General features: G+C 38.4%; 18 protein-coding genes and 1 riboswitch. Of the genes, 8 read left to right on the forward strand and 10 right to left on the reverse strand.

The features are described 5' to 3' along the window. Positions 1-112 precede the first annotated feature (112 nt). Positions 113-283 carry a response regulator gene (locus B5D82_RS20030; protein WP_216629006.1) on the reverse strand — a complete coding sequence of 57 codons (171 nt, stop codon included), beginning with the start codon at positions 281-283 and terminating at the stop codon, positions 113-115. Beyond that, complete coding sequence (locus tag B5D82_RS00800; RefSeq protein WP_081148443.1) at positions 283-2706, reverse strand: sensor histidine kinase; 2424 nt, start codon at positions 2704-2706, stop codon at positions 283-285. The genes B5D82_RS20030 and B5D82_RS00800 overlap by 1 nt, the downstream gene beginning before the upstream one ends. A gap of 705 nt (positions 2707-3411) precedes the next feature. Between B5D82_RS00800 and B5D82_RS00805 the strand changes: the two genes are divergently transcribed. Continuing rightward, complete coding sequence (locus B5D82_RS00805) at positions 3412-4044, forward strand: N-acetylmuramoyl-L-alanine amidase (RefSeq protein WP_081148445.1); 633 nt, start codon at positions 3412-3414, stop codon at positions 4042-4044. An 18-nt stretch (positions 4045-4062) separates the two neighbouring features. On the opposite strand, the gene thiE is transcribed toward B5D82_RS00805, so the two are convergent. From thiE to thiC, 5 genes are all read right to left on the reverse strand, one after another. Further along, positions 4063-5667, reverse strand: coding sequence for a thiamine phosphate synthase (gene thiE / locus B5D82_RS00810; RefSeq protein ID WP_081148447.1), 1605 nt, complete (start codon positions 5665-5667; stop codon positions 4063-4065). Continuing rightward, complete coding sequence (locus B5D82_RS00815; protein ID WP_081148449.1) at positions 5667-6470, reverse strand: thiazole synthase; 804 nt, start codon at positions 6468-6470, stop codon at positions 5667-5669. The genes thiE and B5D82_RS00815 overlap by 1 nt, the downstream gene beginning before the upstream one ends. 3 nt (positions 6471-6473) lie before the next feature. Further along, positions 6474-6692, reverse strand: coding sequence for a sulfur carrier protein ThiS (thiS, locus tag B5D82_RS00820; protein ID WP_081148451.1), 219 nt, complete (start codon positions 6690-6692; stop codon positions 6474-6476). 63 nt (positions 6693-6755) lie between these two features. Next, complete coding sequence (locus B5D82_RS00825; protein WP_081148453.1) at positions 6756-7937, reverse strand: FAD-dependent oxidoreductase; 1182 nt, start codon at positions 7935-7937, stop codon at positions 6756-6758. Positions 7938-7942: 5 nt separating this feature from the next. Continuing rightward, positions 7943-9901 (reverse strand): phosphomethylpyrimidine synthase ThiC, encoded by a 1959-nt coding sequence (thiC, locus tag B5D82_RS00830; protein WP_081148455.1) that lies wholly within the window; start codon positions 9899-9901, stop codon positions 7943-7945. Between the two features lie 94 nt (positions 9902-9995). Then, positions 9996-10094: riboswitch (TPP riboswitch) on the reverse strand. 435 nt (positions 10095-10529) lie between these two features. On the opposite strand from thiC, the gene B5D82_RS00835 reads away from it, so the two are divergent. From B5D82_RS00835 to bamJ, 3 genes are read left to right on the forward strand one after another with little or no spacing between them, the layout of a single operon-like run. Further along, entirely contained in the window at positions 10530-11423 is an 894-nt protein-coding gene (locus B5D82_RS00835) for a mechanosensitive ion channel family protein (RefSeq protein WP_081148457.1), read from the forward strand. Between the two features lie 28 nt (positions 11424-11451). After that, on the forward strand, positions 11452-12162 hold the full coding sequence (locus B5D82_RS00840; RefSeq protein ID WP_081148459.1) for a pseudouridine synthase: 711 nt from the start codon (positions 11452-11454) through the stop codon (positions 12160-12162). A gap of 52 nt (positions 12163-12214) precedes the next feature. After that, the gene (bamJ, locus tag B5D82_RS00845) at positions 12215-12688 is read left to right on the forward strand and encodes a BamJ family beta-barrel-assembly machinery protein (protein WP_081148460.1); all 474 of its coding nucleotides are present in this window, start codon (positions 12215-12217) and stop codon (positions 12686-12688) included. 262 nt (positions 12689-12950) lie between these two features. Here bamJ and B5D82_RS00850 read toward each other — a convergent pair whose 3' ends face one another. From B5D82_RS00850 to B5D82_RS00860, 3 genes are all read right to left on the reverse strand, one after another. Then, complete coding sequence (locus tag B5D82_RS00850) at positions 12951-14324, reverse strand: sigma 54-interacting transcriptional regulator (protein ID WP_081148462.1); 1374 nt, start codon at positions 14322-14324, stop codon at positions 12951-12953. Positions 14325-14406: 82 nt separating this feature from the next. Continuing rightward, positions 14407-15000, reverse strand: a complete 594-nt coding sequence (locus tag B5D82_RS00855; protein ID WP_081148464.1) for a hypothetical protein — start codon at positions 14998-15000, stop codon at positions 14407-14409. Continuing rightward, a complete protein-coding gene (locus B5D82_RS00860; RefSeq protein WP_245807533.1) occupies positions 15000-16505 on the reverse strand; it encodes a HAMP domain-containing sensor histidine kinase in 1506 nt (501 codons plus the stop codon). Before B5D82_RS00860 ends, B5D82_RS00855 begins: the two co-directional genes overlap by 1 nt. 355 nt (positions 16506-16860) lie before the next feature. On the opposite strand from B5D82_RS00860, the gene B5D82_RS00865 reads away from it, so the two are divergent. The 4 genes from B5D82_RS00865 to B5D82_RS00880 all read left to right on the forward strand — a co-directional run bounded on the left by B5D82_RS00865 (position 16861) and on the right by B5D82_RS00880 (position 18606). Beyond that, the gene (locus B5D82_RS00865) at positions 16861-17166 is read left to right on the forward strand and encodes an EF-hand domain-containing protein (RefSeq protein ID WP_157673819.1); all 306 of its coding nucleotides are present in this window, start codon (positions 16861-16863) and stop codon (positions 17164-17166) included. Between the two features lie 95 nt (positions 17167-17261). Then, the gene (locus B5D82_RS00870; RefSeq protein ID WP_081148469.1) at positions 17262-17612 is read left to right on the forward strand and encodes a hypothetical protein; all 351 of its coding nucleotides are present in this window, start codon (positions 17262-17264) and stop codon (positions 17610-17612) included. 68 nt (positions 17613-17680) lie between these two features. Then, positions 17681-18292, forward strand: a complete 612-nt coding sequence (locus B5D82_RS00875) for a fumarylacetoacetate hydrolase family protein (protein ID WP_081148470.1) — start codon at positions 17681-17683, stop codon at positions 18290-18292. Between the two features lie 83 nt (positions 18293-18375). After that, positions 18376-18606 (forward strand): glutaredoxin family protein, encoded by a 231-nt coding sequence (locus B5D82_RS00880; RefSeq protein WP_081148472.1) that lies wholly within the window; start codon positions 18376-18378, stop codon positions 18604-18606. Positions 18607-18714: the final 108 nt, after the last annotated feature.

Genomic DNA, 18714 nt, shown 5'->3' on the forward strand with positions numbered 1-18714 from the left:
AATATACCTAGCCACATTAAGATTATAAGTTGCATTTTATCTCGTTCAGTTTTCGATGTTGTTAATATAAAAACAATACTCCCTTGTAGCTTGAGGCCAATGCGTAACTATTTTAAAAACTGTATACCATCGATTCTTGTCCGTCATACACACGGAATATAGGACTGGCAATTCTTGCCTTGTTAAATGCTGGAAAAATGGCTTTAGCATCACCGTCGTCATCTTCTACTATAAAGTTATTCAGGGGGGTATTTTTTAACGTCCCTCCGATTGCAGCGACCATTATAAAGTGTCTTCAATTGAGTTATTTTGCTGTTTAGGCCAAGTGAACATAAAAGTGCAGCCTTTGCCTTCTTCTGATGCTACTTCAATAGTACCGCCAAATAATTCAATATGTTTTCGTACAATGGCTAATCCCATTCCGCTACCTTCGACACGGTCACGAGGCTTAAGGGTTTGAAGCATTCTAAATATTCTTTGATGATATATTGGCGCGATGCCAGGGCCGTCATCTTTTACGGTAAACAGGTATTGGTTTTCTTGCGCTTTAACGTCAACTTCAATTACTCCGGTTTCTTTATCCCGGTGCTTTATCGCGTTACTGATTAGATTAAGTAAAATAAGCTGCAGTGGCATTTTATTCACCTTAAGTTGCAAGAAGTCTGCACTAGCATGAATGGCAAAGCCTTCCGGCATGGCGACTAATAAAGTGATATCTTTTATTAACATATCCCCAGTGAGAGTTTCTTCCTGATTTTCATCAAGTTTACGGCCAATACGTGAATACTCGAGCAGGTCTTCTAATAACCTTTCCATTCTCTGGATACGGCTTCGCAACAGTAACAAGTTTTCTCGGCTTTCTTCATCGAGACGATCGCCTAAGTCTTCTTCGAGCCAGTGGGAAATGTTTTCGATAACCCGCAATGGTGCTTTTAAATCGTGGGAGGCAACATAGGCGAATTCATCTAGTTCACTATTACTTTTTTCCAGCGCTTTAATTAAACGTTCACGCTCAAAAGTTGCTGCTTTGTTATCGGTGATATCACGTTCAATAGCGGCAAAGTGGCTGGTGTTTCCATGCTGATCCTTCACCGGAACTATATTGATATCGATCCAATATTCGCTGCCATCTTTTGCGTAATTAATTAATTCGGTGGAAAATGGCTGATTATTTTTTAAGGCCTTTTTCAGTGCTGCTAATTGCACTTTATCGGTTTTCTCGCCTTGCAATAACCGAGGCGTTTGTCCTATTAATTCTTCTGGCGTATAACCTAATACGTTTTGTGAAGCGGTGTTAGCAAATATGATAATAGGGTTATCAGGATCAGCTTCGGTGATTACCACGACGTCTGTTAAATTTTCAATGGTTAATTTTAACAGCCTTAACTGCAATTCAGTTTCTTTTCGAACCGTAATATCGCTTAAACTGCCTGCCATACGAACGGGGTTATCGTTCTCATCTAACAAGGCTTGTCCTTTGGATTGAAACCAACGCCACTGACCCGAGCTTGTTTTCAGACGAAATTCTACATCATAAGGGGTGTTGTTTTTAATGTGTGCGTCTAGCGCTGCGAGTGTTCTATCTTTGTCTTCTTCATGTATATGTTCAATCCATTCGTCAAAATGATTACGCATTTTCTCCGATTCTAAACCTAGCAGTTCTTTCACTCGCTCAGAAAAAACCATAGTATTGCTAGAAACGTCCCAATCCCACATACCGTCACCGGCGCCGCGCCAACCTAAAGTTAACGCTTCTTCACTTTTACGTAATTTTTCTTGGGTGATTTTTTGTAGATACACCACAACTGACAAAACCCAAACGGCAACGATGGCAAGCATGCGATTTATAATTACATATTGGTTGTCGACATCTATCTCTGGCGAAGCTAAGTAACCGAAAATAATAAGTACTGTCGCGAGCCCTGCTAAAACAAATGTTATTTCTTTACGGTAAAATAATAGACCGAACAAAACTAATGGTACATAAGCGACACCCACGGCAATGTTTGGTGGGTGAAACATATCAATAAGTAAAACGATAAAACATAAGAGGGCTGGAACACAAAGAGGTACTAATGCTATTACTCTAGTTCTGTGGCGCCAAATAGCCATTAAGAAACCAAAGCCCAAAACTATAAAGCCACTTGCGGTATGCAGTGCCATGCGTCTGTGCGTTTCCCAAACATAGCTACTTTCTTTGCCAATAATATATCCGGAGAGGGTAATTGCTGATAAAGCTAATATAAACAGACCAAGTATTTCAATTAACGCGTGTTTTTTTTGATTTTTATTCGGAGCAGAAAATAGTAATATTATGCTGCCGGTAAAAATAAAACAAAGCGCGGTATTTATTGCCATACGGCCAGGATATGAGGGGTTTACTGTAATATAAGCGTCCATGAACAGTTGATCTATTGCTAGATTAATCAAAAAAACATACTGCAACAGTGTGAGAAATCCAATTAAAGTAACTAATATTCCACAGGCTAAACTTAGGCGCTTTAAACATTTTATTATGGCGAATAGACCAATCCCGCTCAATAAAAAACCCAGAGCGGTGTTAAATTGCATAGGTGAAAACTGTGGCAGAACCTGAATTAAACCGCTGTTACTAATGTACCAACCTGTTAAAACGATTGCGCCTAATACAAAAGTATAAATGGCTGCAATAATCATAGCGGGCTTATTGATAGATAACTCTGACATTATGATGCACCTACGTTGATTCGCTATAAATCATAGAGGCTTTAACAATGAAAATACACCACTAAAACATCTTAAACGTGAAACAACAAAGTAGATTTTGACAAATATAGCAATTAAATAACAAAGGGTTAGTTTTTGGTAAGTAACATTAACCAGATGTTAAGTTTGTTTAAGGGTAAGTGTCAGCTAAGTTTAAAAATAAAAAACACGTGTAGAGTTAAGTCTCTTGATAACGAATAAATTAGAGATAAACTAAAATTTCATCATATCTTCAACATATTCTACAGTGAGTCATCAACAGTGAGTCATCAACAGTGAATTAATCATAATCCTGGGTCCACTCTGTTAGTCGCATGTGTTGATATTAAGTTGTTTTGTATGAAAAATATACTATGATTTATAGTGCTGAGTTGATGACTAGGGGTCCTTGGTTTTTCAAAAGCAAATAAAAGTCAGCAAAGGCAATCAAAGTAAACATGAGTAGCTCAAAGCGAATAATCAGCCCAGTTTTTACACCGTTTTACTCAATAGCATAGCGCATTAGATACCTATGCCACACAAGTTGGGTGAGTAGCGAGAATTAACAATAATCATCATGAATATTTACGAAAGGTGTTATTAAAACTAACAAGTTAAAAAGTACAAACGGCTTTAGGTTTTTGAGGTTAGCGCATAAACATCAGTAACTAAATTAAGGAATTTACTATGTTTCCAGAATATATTGTGCTTCATACTGCTGCCTTCACTGGGAGAGATTGTGATCGAGATATGATTGACCAGTGGCATAAAGCTCGGAACTGGTCAGGCATAGGATATCACTTTGTCATTTTAAATGATAAACACAGCCAAAAAGCCGATGGCAGTATTGAAAATGGTAGACCAACTAACAAAGCAGGCGCTCATGCTTTAGGTCTAAATAGTCGTTCTTTAGGTATTTGCTGTATTGGTCATGGCGATAAGTTTGACTTTACACCCGCGCAGTATGAAAGTTTATTTAGCTTAATACGACGACTGATGACTGAATTTTCGATACCAGCGGATAAAGTGATTGGCCATCGAGAATTGAATGACCTAGTTAAACAAAATATTATATCTTCTCGATATCGCACCAGTAAATCTTGTCCAGGCGATAAAATAGAGATGAATTATATTCGCGAACAATTGGCCCATATTACAGCTAGCCCTGAACATGAAACCCTTGCAGTCTCTGCTGAGTCACGATTAGCAATGACCAATGCGATTGCTGTTTTACAACAGCACCGAGCACAATTTCCAAATGCCCAAGATGAACTGGATGAATTTATTCACCATCCTGAAATTATCTCAATGACCAGATAATTTAATACTAATAACCGTTTAACATAGTCGTGCTTGCATAGTTTTAGTTGCAGTTACAGGCTGTTGAGCTTCAGTTATTGCCGTAACTACCGCTACCGCACTTACTCCTGTATTCCATACCTTGTCTAGTCGTTGTTGGTTGATTCCACCAATAGCTACTACAGGGGTAGTATCGGCTAGTGCTAATATCTGGGTTAAGTTTTCTAGACCTTGGATTTGTCCGGTCATGTTTTTGGTTTTTGTTGGGAAAATCGCGCCAACAGCAAGGTAAGAAGGTTGCAGTTGTTTTGCTAATAAAAACTCGTAACAACCATGAGTACTGATGCCCAAACGTAAACCCGCTTTAGCAATAGCATTTAAATCAGCGCCATTAAGATCTTCTTGACCGATGTGAACACCGTATGCACCGTATTTAATAGCCAGTTGCCAATGATCATTAATAAATAACCGACAATTATAATCACGGGCCATTGCTACGGCTTGTTCTATCATTGGCTCTACTTCTATAATATTGTTACCTTTAATACGCAGCTGAATAATATTTAAGTTCAGCGGTAATAAAAGCGCCAACCACGCTAATGAGTCTATTACTGGGTAGAGACCGAGCTTTTCTCCCTCAGATAAATCAAGGGGTTCGAAGCATTTTGTTGACTGAAGCTTTTGATTGAGTGGGTTGATAATTATTGGAAAGTTATTTGGTTTTGATGGCCAAAAACCTTGCTCAAATGCGCCGTAATAACGGTTACGATCAACCTCATTTTTATCATCACGCATATCATCTGATATATCGTTTTTCACTTCAGTCGCTAATAATAACCCTTGGTTAATAAACGCTTTAGTTAGCGTGAAAGCATCACGTAATAAATAATTATGAGCTAAAAAGCTGGCTAATGCACTGGCAAAACTGCAACCGCTGCCATGGCTATAACTTGTGTTTATTTTCGGCGACTGCAAGGTGAATAACTGGCTTGAAGTAGGGCTTAAGCTTTGTAAACATACATCAGTACAATGTGTATTGTTATCGTTAGGTTTTTCAGTGGCATTATGTCCGCCTTTTATAATTACAGCTTTACAGCCTAATCGGAGGATTTTTTCTGCCATGAACCTTGTGTCATTTACTGAACTGGTAGTCGTTAAAGTGCATAACTGCTTAGCTTCAATAAAGTTGGGTGTTATAACATCTACCAATGGCATTAATGGTGCAAGTACGGAATTAGGTAACGATGACAAGCAACCACCAACACTTGCTCGGCCAACCGGATCATAAACCACAAGTAAGTTAGGTAATTGGGACTTAATTTCCGATAGCATGTCTATCAGCCAGTTGATCTGCTCACGATTAGCTATTAGGCCTATTTTGATTACTGCTGGCGGCTTGTCGAAACGTAATGCCTGTACCTGCAGGGCTAATATCTCCACCTGTGTTGGATTAACCGCAATAAGCTCTGATGAGTTTTGTACGGTATTAGCGGTAATTAAATGGCATACCTCTACATTGAGGTTATGGCCAGTTTTAATATCGGCAGCAATACCAGCACCACCTGAACAATCTGCGCCCGAAATGGTCCAAATTATTGGTTTTTTTTGCAATTTATTGCCCAGTAATGCAGTTTCAATTCTCATTAGCTATGTTCCGGTTGATGCCAAAAAGGCGTATCTAGTGTAGGCGTGCTGGGGTGAGCGGTCTGGCGTTCAGGCATAGTGCCTGCGATATAAGCGGACTCTCCCGCCGAAACTGCGGTGGCGAAAGCTTTTGCCATCAGAGCCGGATTATCGGCCAGGGCAATAGCACTATTAAGTAATACGCCATCAAAGCCCATTTCCATGGCAATACAGGCATCAGAAGGTTTACCAATACCAGCATCGAGTATTAGCGTTGCTTCAGGTAATCGTTGGCGAATACTGGCTAAATTATAGGGATTCATTAAGCCTTTACCGGTGCCAATGGGTGATGCCCAAGGCATGATAACTTGACAGCCTAAGGCATATAACCGCTGGCAAATCACTAAGTCGTCTGTGCAATATGGTAATACCTTAAAGCCATCAGCAAGCAGTTGTTCTGTAGCGTTCAGTAATTCTATAGGATCAGGTTGTAGATTATAATCATCGCCAATAACTTCAAGCTTTATCCAGTCTGTTTGAAATAATTCCCGGCTCATTTTAGCTAAGGTAATGGCTTCTTTAGCGCTTTTACAGCCGGCCGTGTTAGGTAGGAGAAAACCATGGTTTTTTTCAACAGTTTCTTGGATGTAACGCCATATTTTCTCACCTGACTGTGCCAAGGGGTTTTGACGCTTTAGCGATAAAGTCACCACTTGTGAGCCACTGGCTAAAATGGCTTGCCGCATGACCTCCGGTGAAGGATAAAGTGCAGAGCCAATTAATAATCGATTATTTAGTGTTTGACCATAAATATTTAGCGACATAGGTTAACCTCCTACAATTGGGAAAAGCACATCAATACTATCGTTCTCGCTAACAGCGGTATTTTGGTAGTCTTCTCGGCCAATAAAGTCACCGTTGAGCGCCAAAGCAAAGCTTTGTTGTTGCTGATTTATCGGTAATGCTTTTGCTAAAACTATATCCAGACACCTCAGCTCTGACGTGTCTGGGAGTTCAAAGGCTTCGCCATTAATATATATTTTCATTTATTATCTCCTTTCTGGCCTATTTTATGACCTATATGGTAATTTCAATTTTATGCCTTGTTTTTAATAAGCCAAATTTGACATAGGGTGACTTACTGGCAGCCAATGTGCATATTGATAGTTATCAAAAGATTTTTTTTGTTCGAGCATTATGTTGTCGACATGCTCTAACACTTGGGCAAGCACAACCGGGGCAATTAAGAAGCCATGGCGGTATAAACCATTAACTTGAATTAAGGCATTATGTGAAATGATTTTTGGTTGATTATCACTAAATGCCGGACGAAGTTGGCTGATATGCTGGCGGATATTAGCTTCAGCAAAACCCGGGTGAACGCTATAAGCAGCACTGAGTAACTCCATGGCTGAACGCACGGTCATCGGGGCAGTATCGTCACTTTCAATTTCTGTTGCTCCGACCACAAAATGGCCTTTTCCTTTTGGCGCGATATAAATTTGATAGCGTGGATGCATAAGTCTAATCGGTCGTGAAATATTCACTTCAGTGGTAAATAGTTGAAATATTTCGCCACGAACGGCACGTAAATCGTTCAGTTGAACGCTTTGTTTACTGTTTGTGTTTGGCGATTTTTTTGCACCAACTCCCCGACAGTCAATGGTAAGGTCAAACGGCTGGCATTGGCTACTTTTACGCTTGTTACAAGTTTGAAAGCGAATATTACAGCCGGTACTAAAACTGTCTGACTCTATGGCAATAACTTCAGATTCGCTGTGCCATTTAACACCTTCATCCACTAACTGTTGATGTAAAGCGAGTAGTAACTTTCGATTACCAATTTGCCCCTCTTCGGGCAAGTATAACGCTTGCGAAAACTTACGAGCTAGCTCTGGCTCAAGTGCTGATAGTTCTTGTCGATTAAGCTGTTGTTGTGTATGGCTTGGGTAATTATTCGCTAAAAATCGTGTTAATCTGTGATAGTCAGCGACATCTTGTTCATGGCTAACCACTATCGAGCCTGATTGTTGAAAGAAGTTATAGCCAGAAAGCGTGCTAAGTAATTTTGGCCATAAAGTTAAGCCAGCAAAGCCCATTGCAACAATGTTGGCTGGGCAGTGCATAGCTTCCCCAAGCGGTGTTAATAAACCCGCGGCAGCATAAGCCGCACTTTTTTGGCCACTTTTCTGGTCTTTATCGAATAGCGTTACCTGGTAGCCTTGTCGATTTAACGACAAAGCTACCAAACGGCCCATTAGGCCGGCGCCAATAATAGCGATGGTTGGCATAAAGGTTAATTGCTTAACGATTTTTCAACAGGGTGATAAAGCTCGCTGCCGCTGGCTTTAAACTCGGCAGACTTCTCTGCCATTCCTTGTACTGAAATACTGATGGTTTCATCCAATAGTTTGATTTCAATGTGCTGTTCGTTGTTGGCCGCAGTGTCTAAGCCAGCAGCATAATCTCGAACTTCTTGTGAAATTTTCATCGAACAAAATTTAGGACCACACATAGAGCAAAAATGCGCGACTTTGCCAGATTCTTGCGGCAATGTTTCATCGTGATATGCACGTGCTTTTTCAGGATCTAAGCCTATATTGAATTGATCGTACCAACGAAACTCAAAACGGGCTTTTGACATGGCATTATCACGGATCTGTGCGCCCGGATGACCTTTGGCTAAATCACCGGCATGAGCCGCGATTTTATAAGTCATTAAGCCTTCTTTAACATCTTCTTTGTTAGGTAAGCCTAAGTGTTCTTTTGGGGTAACGTAACAAAGCATAGCGCAACCATACCAACCAATATTAGCGGCACCAATACCTGAAGTAATGTGATCATAACCTGGCGCAATATCTGTGGTCAGTGGTCCTAAGGTATAAAAAGGGGCTTCGCCACAATGCTTAAGTTGTTCAGTCATATTTTTTTCAATCATATGCAATGGCACGTGACCTGGACCTTCGATGATGGTTTGAACGTCATGTTTCCAGGCTATTTTTGTTAGCTCACCCAAAGTACGTAATTCTGAAAATTGTGCTTCATCATTGGCATCGGCAATTGAACCGGGACGTAAACCATCGCCTAGCGAAAATGAAACATCGTAGGCTTTTAAAATTTCACAAATATCTTCAAAATGGGTGTAAAGAAAGTTTTCTTTGTGGTGTGCTAAGCACCATTTAGCCATGATTGAGCCACCGCGAGAAACAATGCCGGTTACGCGTTTAGCGGTCATTGGGACATAACGCAGCAATACCCCTGCATGAATAGTAAAGTAGTCAACACCTTGCTCTGCTTGTTCAATTAAGGTATCTCGAAATATTTCCCATGTAAGGTCTTCAGCAATACCGTTTACTTTTTCTAAAGCTTGATAAATAGGTACGGTGCCAATGGGAACCGGGGAGTTACGAATAATCCACTCGCGGGTTTCGTGGATGTAACGACCGGTAGAAAGATCCATTACCGTATCTGCCCCCCATTTAGTTGACCAAACTAACTTTTCTACTTCTTCTTCAATGGAAGAAGTTACTGCTGAGTTACCAATATTGGCGTTTACTTTGATTAAAAAATTTCTGCCGATGATCATCGGTTCAACTTCAGGGTGGTTAATATTGACCGGGATAATAGCGCGGCCTCTAGCAACTTCATCGCGAACAAACTCAGGCGTAATTTTTTCTGGAATGCTGGCTCCAAATGATTGACCTTGATGTTGTTGTAGCAATATCTCGTCTTTAACTTCTTGGCGTTTCATATTCTCACGTATGGCAATATATTCCATTTCAGGCGTAATAATGCCTTGGCGTGCGTAATGCATTTGCGTAACATTTTTACCTTTTTTAGCTTTACGCACTTTTGGTAAATGTTCAAAACGAATATGATCAAGACCTTCATCGGCTAAACGCTGTTGACTGTAGGTCGAGGTAATTCCTGGTAAAAATACAACATCGTTACGTGATTCAATCCAGCTATCACGTAGGCGAGGAATACCTTTATGAACGTCAATATTGACGGCATCATCGGTATAAAATCCTGAGGTATCGTAAACACATAATGGCTGGTTTTTCTCATAGCTAGGGTTGTCTTTGTTGCCATTAATCAAAGTATCAGACAACGTTATTTCACGCATACCAACACGGATATCGTGAATTTCACCCGCAACGTAAACTTTTTTAGAATTTGGAAAAGATTGATCAGCAACGTTTTTTAAAAATTGTGTTGCTTGGTTTCGACGCTCGCGTCTTGAAATTGAACTCATGTTCTCTCACCTGTTTTTATTAAATAAAAGTTAGGCGGAGCTTTATGGGGGTAGTAACGAGGAGTAGCTTTTGAAACAAAATTTAACTTTATATTCAAAGCTACTACTTGTTCCCTTCGCAGATGTTAATCTAATCAGGTTCTACGGATCCCGCTTTCGCGATCTCAGCCCTTTGGCACTCCGACAAGTCAATGCGTTTAAGTTTTTTAGTGTGCTTAAACGTGGCTAGATTCTAGCTTTAATTTTCGATGGTAATCAACCAGTATTTTATTTATATTTTTAGTTGTTGTTAATTAAGGTTTTTTAATCATTCATGATTGTGAAAGATTTGGTGTAACAATGAAGGTTAGTATCTGAAGTAGGAGCTTTTTCATTCTTTAAATTTATAGTTTTCACTCGTACTTTGCTATCTCTCAAAAGTATTTTATCTTGAATATGTGTAATTTCGGACATCTTTTCATGTGAAATATCATGGGATGTTTGTTTCTGTTTACACTTAAGTTATTAAATAACCAAAGCTTGGAGAATGATGAATTTTACCGATTAATTGTTAATAATATTGTAAATTAACCGGTAAATTGACGTAATATAGTCAAACTGAACAATGTACATCATATGGAATTAATTTATGGCCGAATCTAGCACCGCAAGTACCACAGAACAAGTAATAAAAACCTTAGATCCTGCAAGTTTGCTTAAAAATGAAATCGACCAAGTCGGCCGTATTTACAATATTATTGTAGAATTTTTCACTAATTATAGTTTTCAACTCGTTGGCGCGTTAATCATTCTCATTATTGGTTTCATTTTTGCGGGTAAAATTGCCAAGATAGTTCTACGTTTATGTGAGCGTCATAAGCTTGATGTTACCCTAAGTCGTTTTTTGGCTAATGCCAGTAAAATGTTAATTGTCGTGATGATCGCGATTATCGCTTTAGGCAAATTAGGTATTAGTGTTACACCTTTTATTGCTGCCATTGGTGCGATTTCATTAGGTGCCGGTTTAGCATTACAAGGACTCTTATCTAACTATGCTGCCGGTTTTAATATTATCATTATTCGACCTTTCGTCGTAGGCGATACCATTACCGTACAAGGCGTTACGGGCCTGGTTAAAGAAGTATTATTGGCATACACAATTTTAACTGATGAAGACCACGTTGAAATTACCATTCCTAATAAACATATCGTTGGTGAAGTGCTACACAACTCCAAGCATGATTCGCTATTAGAGTTAAGTGTCGGCATTGATTATAGCGAAAATCCGTTAGAGGTAGTGGCAATGCTTGAAGATGTCATTGGTAAGTTGGATATTGTCAGCGTAGCCCGTAGCCCGTTGATTGGCATCGATGCTTTTGCTGATAGTGCTATCAATATCGGCATACGTTTGTGGACGCCAACAGAAAATTTATATAGCGCTAAATACAAAGCTTATAAAGAGATTTATCTCGCGTTAGATAAAGCCAATATTAAAATTCCGTTCCCACAACGTGATATACACCTTATTAAAGATCTGGTGTAATTTTTATGCTGTTTGATATCGCTTAACGATGGCGTTAAATAAAGCCAGACTAGATCGGTTTTTGGCGCAATATTGTCAAATCAGTCGTAAAAATGTGCGACTGATTTTGGCGCAAAATAGAGTGTTTATCGATGGCATTGTCGCACATAATATTGATGAAGTTATTGATACCTTTAGCCTTATAACGCTAGATGGCAAAGTGATCCAAGAAAACTCGGCCTATTATATTATGCTGAATAAACCAACGGGTGTAGTCAGCGCAACGTCCGATACAAAGCACAAAACAGTGATAGATTTACTTGATTACCCATTTAAACATGAGCTGCATATTGTGGGACGTCTTGACCTTAATACCTCAGGGTTAGTACTATTAACTAATGATAGTCGTTGGTCAGAGCGTTTAACTTTACCAGATAAAAAAGTTGCTAAACGTTATAAAGTGACTTTGCAAAATCCACTGAACGAAGAATATATAGCAGCTTTTGCTAAGGGGATGTATTTCGCGTTTGAGGACCTCACCACTAAACCAGCAAAACTAACCATACTTTCCGATTATCAGGCCAAAGTTGAACTTATTGAAGGACGTTACCACCAAATTAAGCGCATGTTTGGTAGGTTTCGTAATCCGGTGAAAGCTTTGCACCGATGCTCAATCGGTAATTTGCAACTCGATAGTCGATTGGACGAAGGTCAAAGTAGAAAGTTAACGCAGGCTGAAATTAATAATATTGATCAATAGCATGCTATTTAATGAATAAATCTTAACAAAAAACAAAAAAATAAGGAATGAAATGACTAAGTATATATTTATAATCATAGTGTTAGGCTTGATTGTGAGCTTTTTCGTGCGGAATAATACCAACCGTGAAGCCGCGAAAGTGAACACATTGCAAGCAGAGCAGTTTTTACAAAATAATAAACAAGTTGATGGTGTGATTGAAACCGCTTCTGGTTTGCAGTATCAAGTACTAACCGAAGGTCAGGGGGCAGTACATCCAACGGCTAGCGCAAAAGTAAAAGTGCATTATCACGGCACTTTGCTTGATGGCACAGTTTTCGACAGTTCGGTTGAAAGAAACGAACCGATTAGTTTTGGTTTAAATCAGGTGATAAAAGGCTGGACAGAAGGCTTGCAACTTATGGTGGTGGGTGAAAAAACGCGCTTATTTATACCCGCAAAGCTTGGTTATGGAAATAGTACAACAGGTAAAATACCTGCTGGTGCATTGTTAATATTTGATGTTGAATTACTTGCTATTCATTAGGTCACTGAGAACAGTCGATTATTATTTCAATTGATATATGGCCAAAAAAGCATTTTAAGACAGCGTTCAACACAGTGATAAGGACTTGGCTATTCTGCTTATTTAGTCATTTATTAGCGAGTGATTTTACAGCATAAATACCGACCTACAACGACCCATGATAGCGCTTTATTTACGCTTTTTTCACTGGTTTGTAGGTCTTTTTAATCAACGCCTATTTAGTTATCTTAGCCGTTTCCTGTGCTGATTTTTAGTGGATTATTTACTCTTCTCTGAACGCCTCAGCCGTCAAGTGGTGACGGTTGAGTAACTTGTAAAATTCAGTACGATTTCTTTGCGCTATTTTTGCTGCTTGTGAGACGTTCCCTGCGGTTATTTTTAGTAACTTGGCGAGATAATCACGTTCAAACTTATCTCTGGCTTGCACAAATGACGGTAAAATAGTGGTTTTATCACGTAATGCATTTTTTACCAACATTTCACTAATTAATGGTTCAGTAGATAAAGCAACGGTTTGTTCAACAACATTTTGCAGCTGTCTGATATTGCCTGGCCAAGCCGCACTGATCAAAATTTCCATAGCCTCTTGCGAAAAACCGGAAATATTAATGTGGGATTGCTCTGTTGATTTGCTTAAAAAATACTGCGCAAGTAATGGGATATCTTCTCTGCGTTCAGACAATGGTGGTAATTCTAATTCAACAACATTAAGCCGATAATATAAATCTTCACGAAAAGTTTTATCTAATATGGCTTGTTGTAAGTTTTTATGTGTTGCAGAAATGAGCCTAACATCGACTTTTATTGATTGTGTACTACCAACGGGACGGACTTCTCGTTCTTGCAATGTACGTAGAAGTTTTACCTGAAAGCTCATTGGCATATCACCAATTTCATCCAAAAATAATGTCCCCCCATCCGTTGCTTGGAATAAGCCGATATGATTCTTCTCAGCACCTGTAAAAGCGCCTTTGGTGTGACCAAATAACTCAGACTCTAATAATTGTTCAGGAATGGCTGCACAATTGATCGCGGTAAATGTTTGTTTGTGGCGGGGGCTTGCAAGATGAATAGCTTTTGCTAATAGCTCTTTGCCTGTACCACTTTGGCTTTGGATAAGTATACTGAAGTCGCTTTTTGCCACTTGTTTACTTTGTTGCAAAAGCGACTCCATTACAGTGCTACGACTAATGATTTTATTTCGCCATTGATTATCAGCTTGACTATGGTTTAACTCCGCGGGCTGCAGTCGAATAGCCTGTTGAACGATTTCTAGCAACTCTTTACTTTCAAATGGCTTAGTTAGAAAACTAAAAACTCCTTGTTTAGTGGCATTAATCGCATCGGGAATAGTGCCATGGGCGGTCATAATTATCACGGGTATATGAGGGTGTTTAGCTCTTATTTGTTCAAATAATGCCATACCGTCCATGCCTTCCATTTTTAGATCGCTAATCACCAATTGGGGATGAAAGCTTTCTAGTCGGCCTAAGGCAGTTTTGGCATTTTTTGCTGACTCAATTTGATAGCCTGCTGCCGATAAGCGAATACCGAGTAATCGTAATAAGCTAGGATCGTCATCAACGATTAGAATTTTACTGTCTGTTTCTACGGCAGCCGGATTAAGATTGTTCATGCGTAATTCTCGATACTTTTCTATGGCTAAAATATATGGCTTAAATTAACTAACTTCATGGTGTTTTCGCTTCGATTTACGACTATTGATCACGTTTATCAATAGCTTGTTCAATACTTTTAAGTTGTTTGATCGTTTGTTCTAATAATTTAACTTGTTCGATTAATTGTTGTTGCTGCTGCTTTGCAATGTGTTGCTGCTGTTTTGCACTCTCTTGCTGATCATTCCGTTGCTCTTCTTGTAGGGCGAGTAATCGATTTCTCATCAGTAAACGCTGATTTAATTGATCGCGCAATAAGGAAAAAAAAGCTTCTTCATTTGGAGTGATATCAGAAAATGCGGAGTTGTTATCTTCACTATTTAAATCATTTAACAAAGCCTTAGCCTGGAAGCTATTATATATAGGGGACTTAGGTAGACTATAAAGTAGTAGTAATTTAATTTTCGCGTCATAGTCAACTCCCGTATTTGAATTCGTTTGTCCCTCAGCATTTACTTGCTGCTTACTCACTTCCTCTGTCAGTTGTTTTTCGTTAAACCCCTGTAATGCAAGGTAATATTCGCCATAACTTGTGCCGGCTTTATCGTGCTTTGTAGTGAGTTCACAACCAGATGACAGTAATAAAACCATAAAGATTAGAATATTCTTAATTGAAAGCGGCTGTAAGTTAGCCATTAGACTTGTTCCTCTTGGTGAAAAGCACGTGGCAAGGTGATTTGTATTTTAGTGCCTTGTTGAGCGTGTTCATTCAAAATTTCAATGTTGCCATTGAGGCGCAGTAAGAGCTCTTTTACAATTGTAAGGCCTAAACCACTGCCTTTGATCAAACTTTGTTCAGGTGGCGGGCCTTGATAAAAGGCATCAAATATTTTTTCTTGATTTGCCTGATCAATCCCTATGCCTTGATCACTAATAAACAGTTGTAGATTTTCGCCTACAAGTATCGAGGATATATCGATAATGCCCTCATCGGGTGAGTACTTTATTGCATTAGATAATATATTATCGATAATAACCGCGACTTGTTTACGGTTACTAAAAAGTGAAATATCGCTTAAATCATTATTAAAATGAATTTTCTTTCGTTTGATGTCTAATTTTCTATCTGCTATTACTTGATATACCACGTCATTAATTTGCATAGACTCTGAATCTTGCAAGCTTGTTGAGTCTAGTACAATATTAAAGTCGAGTAAGTCTTCAATATGTTTTTGTAAGCGAAAGACACTGTCTTTAATAATGTGAGAAATTTCTTGTTGTTCGGCATTTAGCACACCAACACTATTATCGTACAACAGTTCTGTACCTTCTCTAATTGCCGCTAGCGGTGTTTTTAATTCATGTGATATATGGCGAATAAAGCTAGATTTTTGTAGTTCTAATGCTTGCAAACGCGTACGCATATTTTCTAATGCAAGTGCTATTTCTTGAATTTCTGGAGATCCTGTAACTTTAATTTCATGATCAAAATGCCCTTGCTGAAGACGTAAAATACTTTTCGTCAATATTTTTAGCGGACTAATGATTAAGAAAATGAATAAAGCAGCGATGAGTACGCTGACAGGAATAATAATTAAGCTTTGTATCATTATGTCGCGAACGGCCTGTGCTGCCTGCTCAATTTTAGTTATATTCAAGGTATTCAGTTCATTACTACGCTGTGATATTTGTTCATAAATCGTGCTTAAAGCATTGAACTTAACTTGTATCGGCTTGATGATTGTTCTGTCTGTTGGTGTTTTTAGTTCAGCTTCTGGCATGGTGGTTTCAATTAGAACCGTGATGGTTTTGGCGTATTCAGTTACCAGGTGTTGTAATTTTAGGTCTTGGCTTGCAGCAATTAATTGTCGGGATAAGTTTAGTATTTGGCGACTTTGCTCATTATAACTTGCTGCTAAAGCCGGATCCCGAAGGACTAAGTATTGTGCAGCACTGCGTTCCATTTTAATTTGATTGCTTTTAAGTAATTGTTGATAATCTAATACTTTCGCAATATCAGTAATAGCATCGGTACTTTTTTTAGCAAGCGTATTGACTTGCGAGGCACCGAAAACTAAAGCAATAACCAGTGGCAAAGCGACTAAGCCAAAGCCTAATAAAGTTAATGACTTGATTGATAAACTTGTCACCAGCAAGCTTTTATTCTCTGCTTTATTGGCTAATGTTATTAAATTACTCACAATGCTCGCTATAGCCTTTCTCTTGATAAATAACATTGTAGTGTTAGCTAAAAATGCAAAAAAAACAATAGTGTCTCAAAATGGAGACAAAAACATTAAACTAATTATTTTATTTAAGTTGTTGTTTTTTATTGTTATATCTTGCTGTTTGCTTTGTTGTTTTGATTCTATAAATTATTAGTCAGACAAGTTGTTGCTATTTGGTGACACTCAGTTAATACCACTTTAATTTTAATCCTTAAAAATCAAACGATTACGTTTTGGCATGAAGTGTGCATTAAACTCTTGGTAAGTGGCAGTACCTATGATCAGAATATTCATGGGTGTGCTACTAATTAATCAAAAGGATTCAGGTATGAATAATATTAGCTTAAAAAAATTGTCTATTACTGTTGTTTTAGCCTCATTGGCATCAAACCTTGTTTTTGCTCACAATGATGCTAACAAAATAGACCCTAACGCGGTTGTGCCTACATCATCTTTTTCTCAATTAGTCATAGATTATGACACCGACCAAAGTAATACCCTCAGCGCTGCCGAATTAACTGAAAATGACAAACTAACAGAAGCTTTTGACCAGATCGATATTAATAGCGATAAAGAAATTAATGAAGAAGAATTTAACCAATATATAGCAAGTATCAAGAAATCTTTGCTATAGTTTGTTTTCTGTGAGTTAACAGCTCATTTTTTAAACTGCCTGTGTTTATTCCCAACCATGCAGTTTACTTTTTACTAATGATTAAGGCCCCCTATATGAAAGATCAGTCACCTCAAGATAGTTTGTCTCGTTATGTTCAAATCGATAAGTGGATTTTTGAAGTCAAATCAGTACGCGCAATACGTGTAGATGATTTTGGTAAACCCTACTCTGCTGTTGCTAACCTAGCCGTAAGCGGTAACAGTGTTTATATCGATGGTTTACTTACTAGGGAAGATGATGACTTTACACGTGAAGATTACCAAACATTTATAAAAGTGAGTCAACAACTCGGACTAGATACCATTAACTTTGACCGTTTTAAGCAAAAACAAAGAGTGTCGAATATTATTAAGGTTCAGCCATTACATAGCCATAAACCTGAGTTAAAGTTAGTTAAAGTTTAGTTTTAGTGAAAATAAAAATCATATTAAGCTTTAGAATGGTACTTTAACTTATTTGAAAGGGCTGTCAAATGAACTCGGTTAAAGTCAACAATGGCGACATTATACCTTCTAAAATTATTTGTGTCGGACGCAATTATGCCGCACATATCAGCGAACTAGGGAATGAAGTTCCTGATAATATGGTGTTATTTATTAAACCCAATGCGGCTATCTCAGAACAGCTACAGTCTTACCATCAAGAAACCTTGCATTATGAAGCAGAGCTTTGTTTTTTGTATCAACAAGGTCATTTTTGTGCCGTTGCTATAGGTCTAGATTTAACCAAAAGAGCATTGCAGACGCAACTTAAAGCCAAAGGCTTACCTTGGGAACGTGCTAAAGCGTTCACAGGCTCTGCACTTTTTAGTGATTTTGTTAATTTAGACACTATTGATGAGCATCTTAAGTTAGAGCTTTTTATTAATGGGGAATGTCGTCAAACAGGTTCGATAGCGATGATGTTGTATTCACCGCAAGCAGTATTAGATGAAATTCGTTCTTTTATCAATTTAGAAGACGGTGATATCGTCATGACAGGCACGCCTGCTGGTGTTGGCGAGATTATCGCCGGTGATATTTTTGAAGGGCGAGTATTACATCGAAATACAGTCTTAGTAGAAAAGAAATGGCATGCTCTTTAGTTGTTATTAGAAGATAAAACCTTACTTAATGCTTGTAAAACTATGCGATAATTTAAGCAAATTCAGCACTTATAATTACCCCTATGAAACGTATCATCCTCTACACAATGAGTAATTGTCCACATTGCCAGACGGCAAAAAGCTACCTCGAAGATAAAAATATTCCTTTTCGTTTATGTAATGTCAAAACACCCGCAGGGCAAAAAGAGTTTTCTAAGTTAAACCTACGTGGTGTACCAGTATTGAAAGTGGGTGATCAAGTACTTAAAGGCTTTAATGTGAAAAGCTTCAATCAACTGTATCAAAACAGTTGATGCCACTTATACTCATTGGGTTAAGTCATTAATTAATGCGAAGTGAGGATCAATATTCGAGAGTACAAGTTTTTTGTTCTAGACTGAATATAAGACTTACACCGACGC

This window comes from Cognaticolwellia beringensis (assembly GCF_002076895.1).
GTDB lineage: Bacteria > Pseudomonadota > Gammaproteobacteria > Enterobacterales > Alteromonadaceae > Cognaticolwellia > Cognaticolwellia beringensis.

Bases quoted from the DNA above. Each gene is read 5' to 3' on its own strand.
- B5D82_RS20030 (WP_216629006.1), bottom strand. From the start codon at position 283: ATGGTCGCTGCAATCGGAGGGACGTTAAAAAATACCCCCCTGAATAAC.
- B5D82_RS00800 (WP_081148443.1), bottom strand. From the start codon at position 2,706: ATGTCAGAGTTATCTATCAATAAGCCCGCTATGATTATTGCAGCCATT.
- B5D82_RS00805 (WP_081148445.1), top strand. From the start codon at position 3,412: ATGTTTCCAGAATATATTGTGCTTCATACTGCTGCCTTCACTGGGAGA.
- thiE (WP_081148447.1), bottom strand. From the start codon at position 5,667: ATGAGAATTGAAACTGCATTACTGGGCAATAAATTGCAAAAAAAACCA.
- B5D82_RS00815 (WP_081148449.1), bottom strand. From the start codon at position 6,470: ATGTCGCTAAATATTTATGGTCAAACACTAAATAATCGATTATTAATT.
- thiS (WP_081148451.1), bottom strand. From the start codon at position 6,692: ATGAAAATATATATTAATGGCGAAGCCTTTGAACTCCCAGACACGTCA.
- B5D82_RS00825 (WP_081148453.1), bottom strand. From the start codon at position 7,937: ATGCCAACCATCGCTATTATTGGCGCCGGCCTAATGGGCCGTTTGGTA.
- thiC (WP_081148455.1), bottom strand. From the start codon at position 9,901: ATGAGTTCAATTTCAAGACGCGAGCGTCGAAACCAAGCAACACAATTT.
- B5D82_RS00835 (WP_081148457.1), top strand. From the start codon at position 10,530: ATGGCCGAATCTAGCACCGCAAGTACCACAGAACAAGTAATAAAAACC.
- B5D82_RS00840 (WP_081148459.1), top strand. From the start codon at position 11,452: ATGGCGTTAAATAAAGCCAGACTAGATCGGTTTTTGGCGCAATATTGT.
- bamJ (WP_081148460.1), top strand. From the start codon at position 12,215: ATGACTAAGTATATATTTATAATCATAGTGTTAGGCTTGATTGTGAGC.
- B5D82_RS00850 (WP_081148462.1), bottom strand. From the start codon at position 14,324: ATGAACAATCTTAATCCGGCTGCCGTAGAAACAGACAGTAAAATTCTA.
- B5D82_RS00855 (WP_081148464.1), bottom strand. From the start codon at position 15,000: ATGGCTAACTTACAGCCGCTTTCAATTAAGAATATTCTAATCTTTATG.
- B5D82_RS00865 (WP_157673819.1), top strand. From the start codon at position 16,861: ATGAATAATATTAGCTTAAAAAAATTGTCTATTACTGTTGTTTTAGCC.
- B5D82_RS00870 (WP_081148469.1), top strand. From the start codon at position 17,262: ATGAAAGATCAGTCACCTCAAGATAGTTTGTCTCGTTATGTTCAAATC.
- B5D82_RS00875 (WP_081148470.1), top strand. From the start codon at position 17,681: ATGAACTCGGTTAAAGTCAACAATGGCGACATTATACCTTCTAAAATT.
- B5D82_RS00880 (WP_081148472.1), top strand. From the start codon at position 18,376: ATGAAACGTATCATCCTCTACACAATGAGTAATTGTCCACATTGCCAG.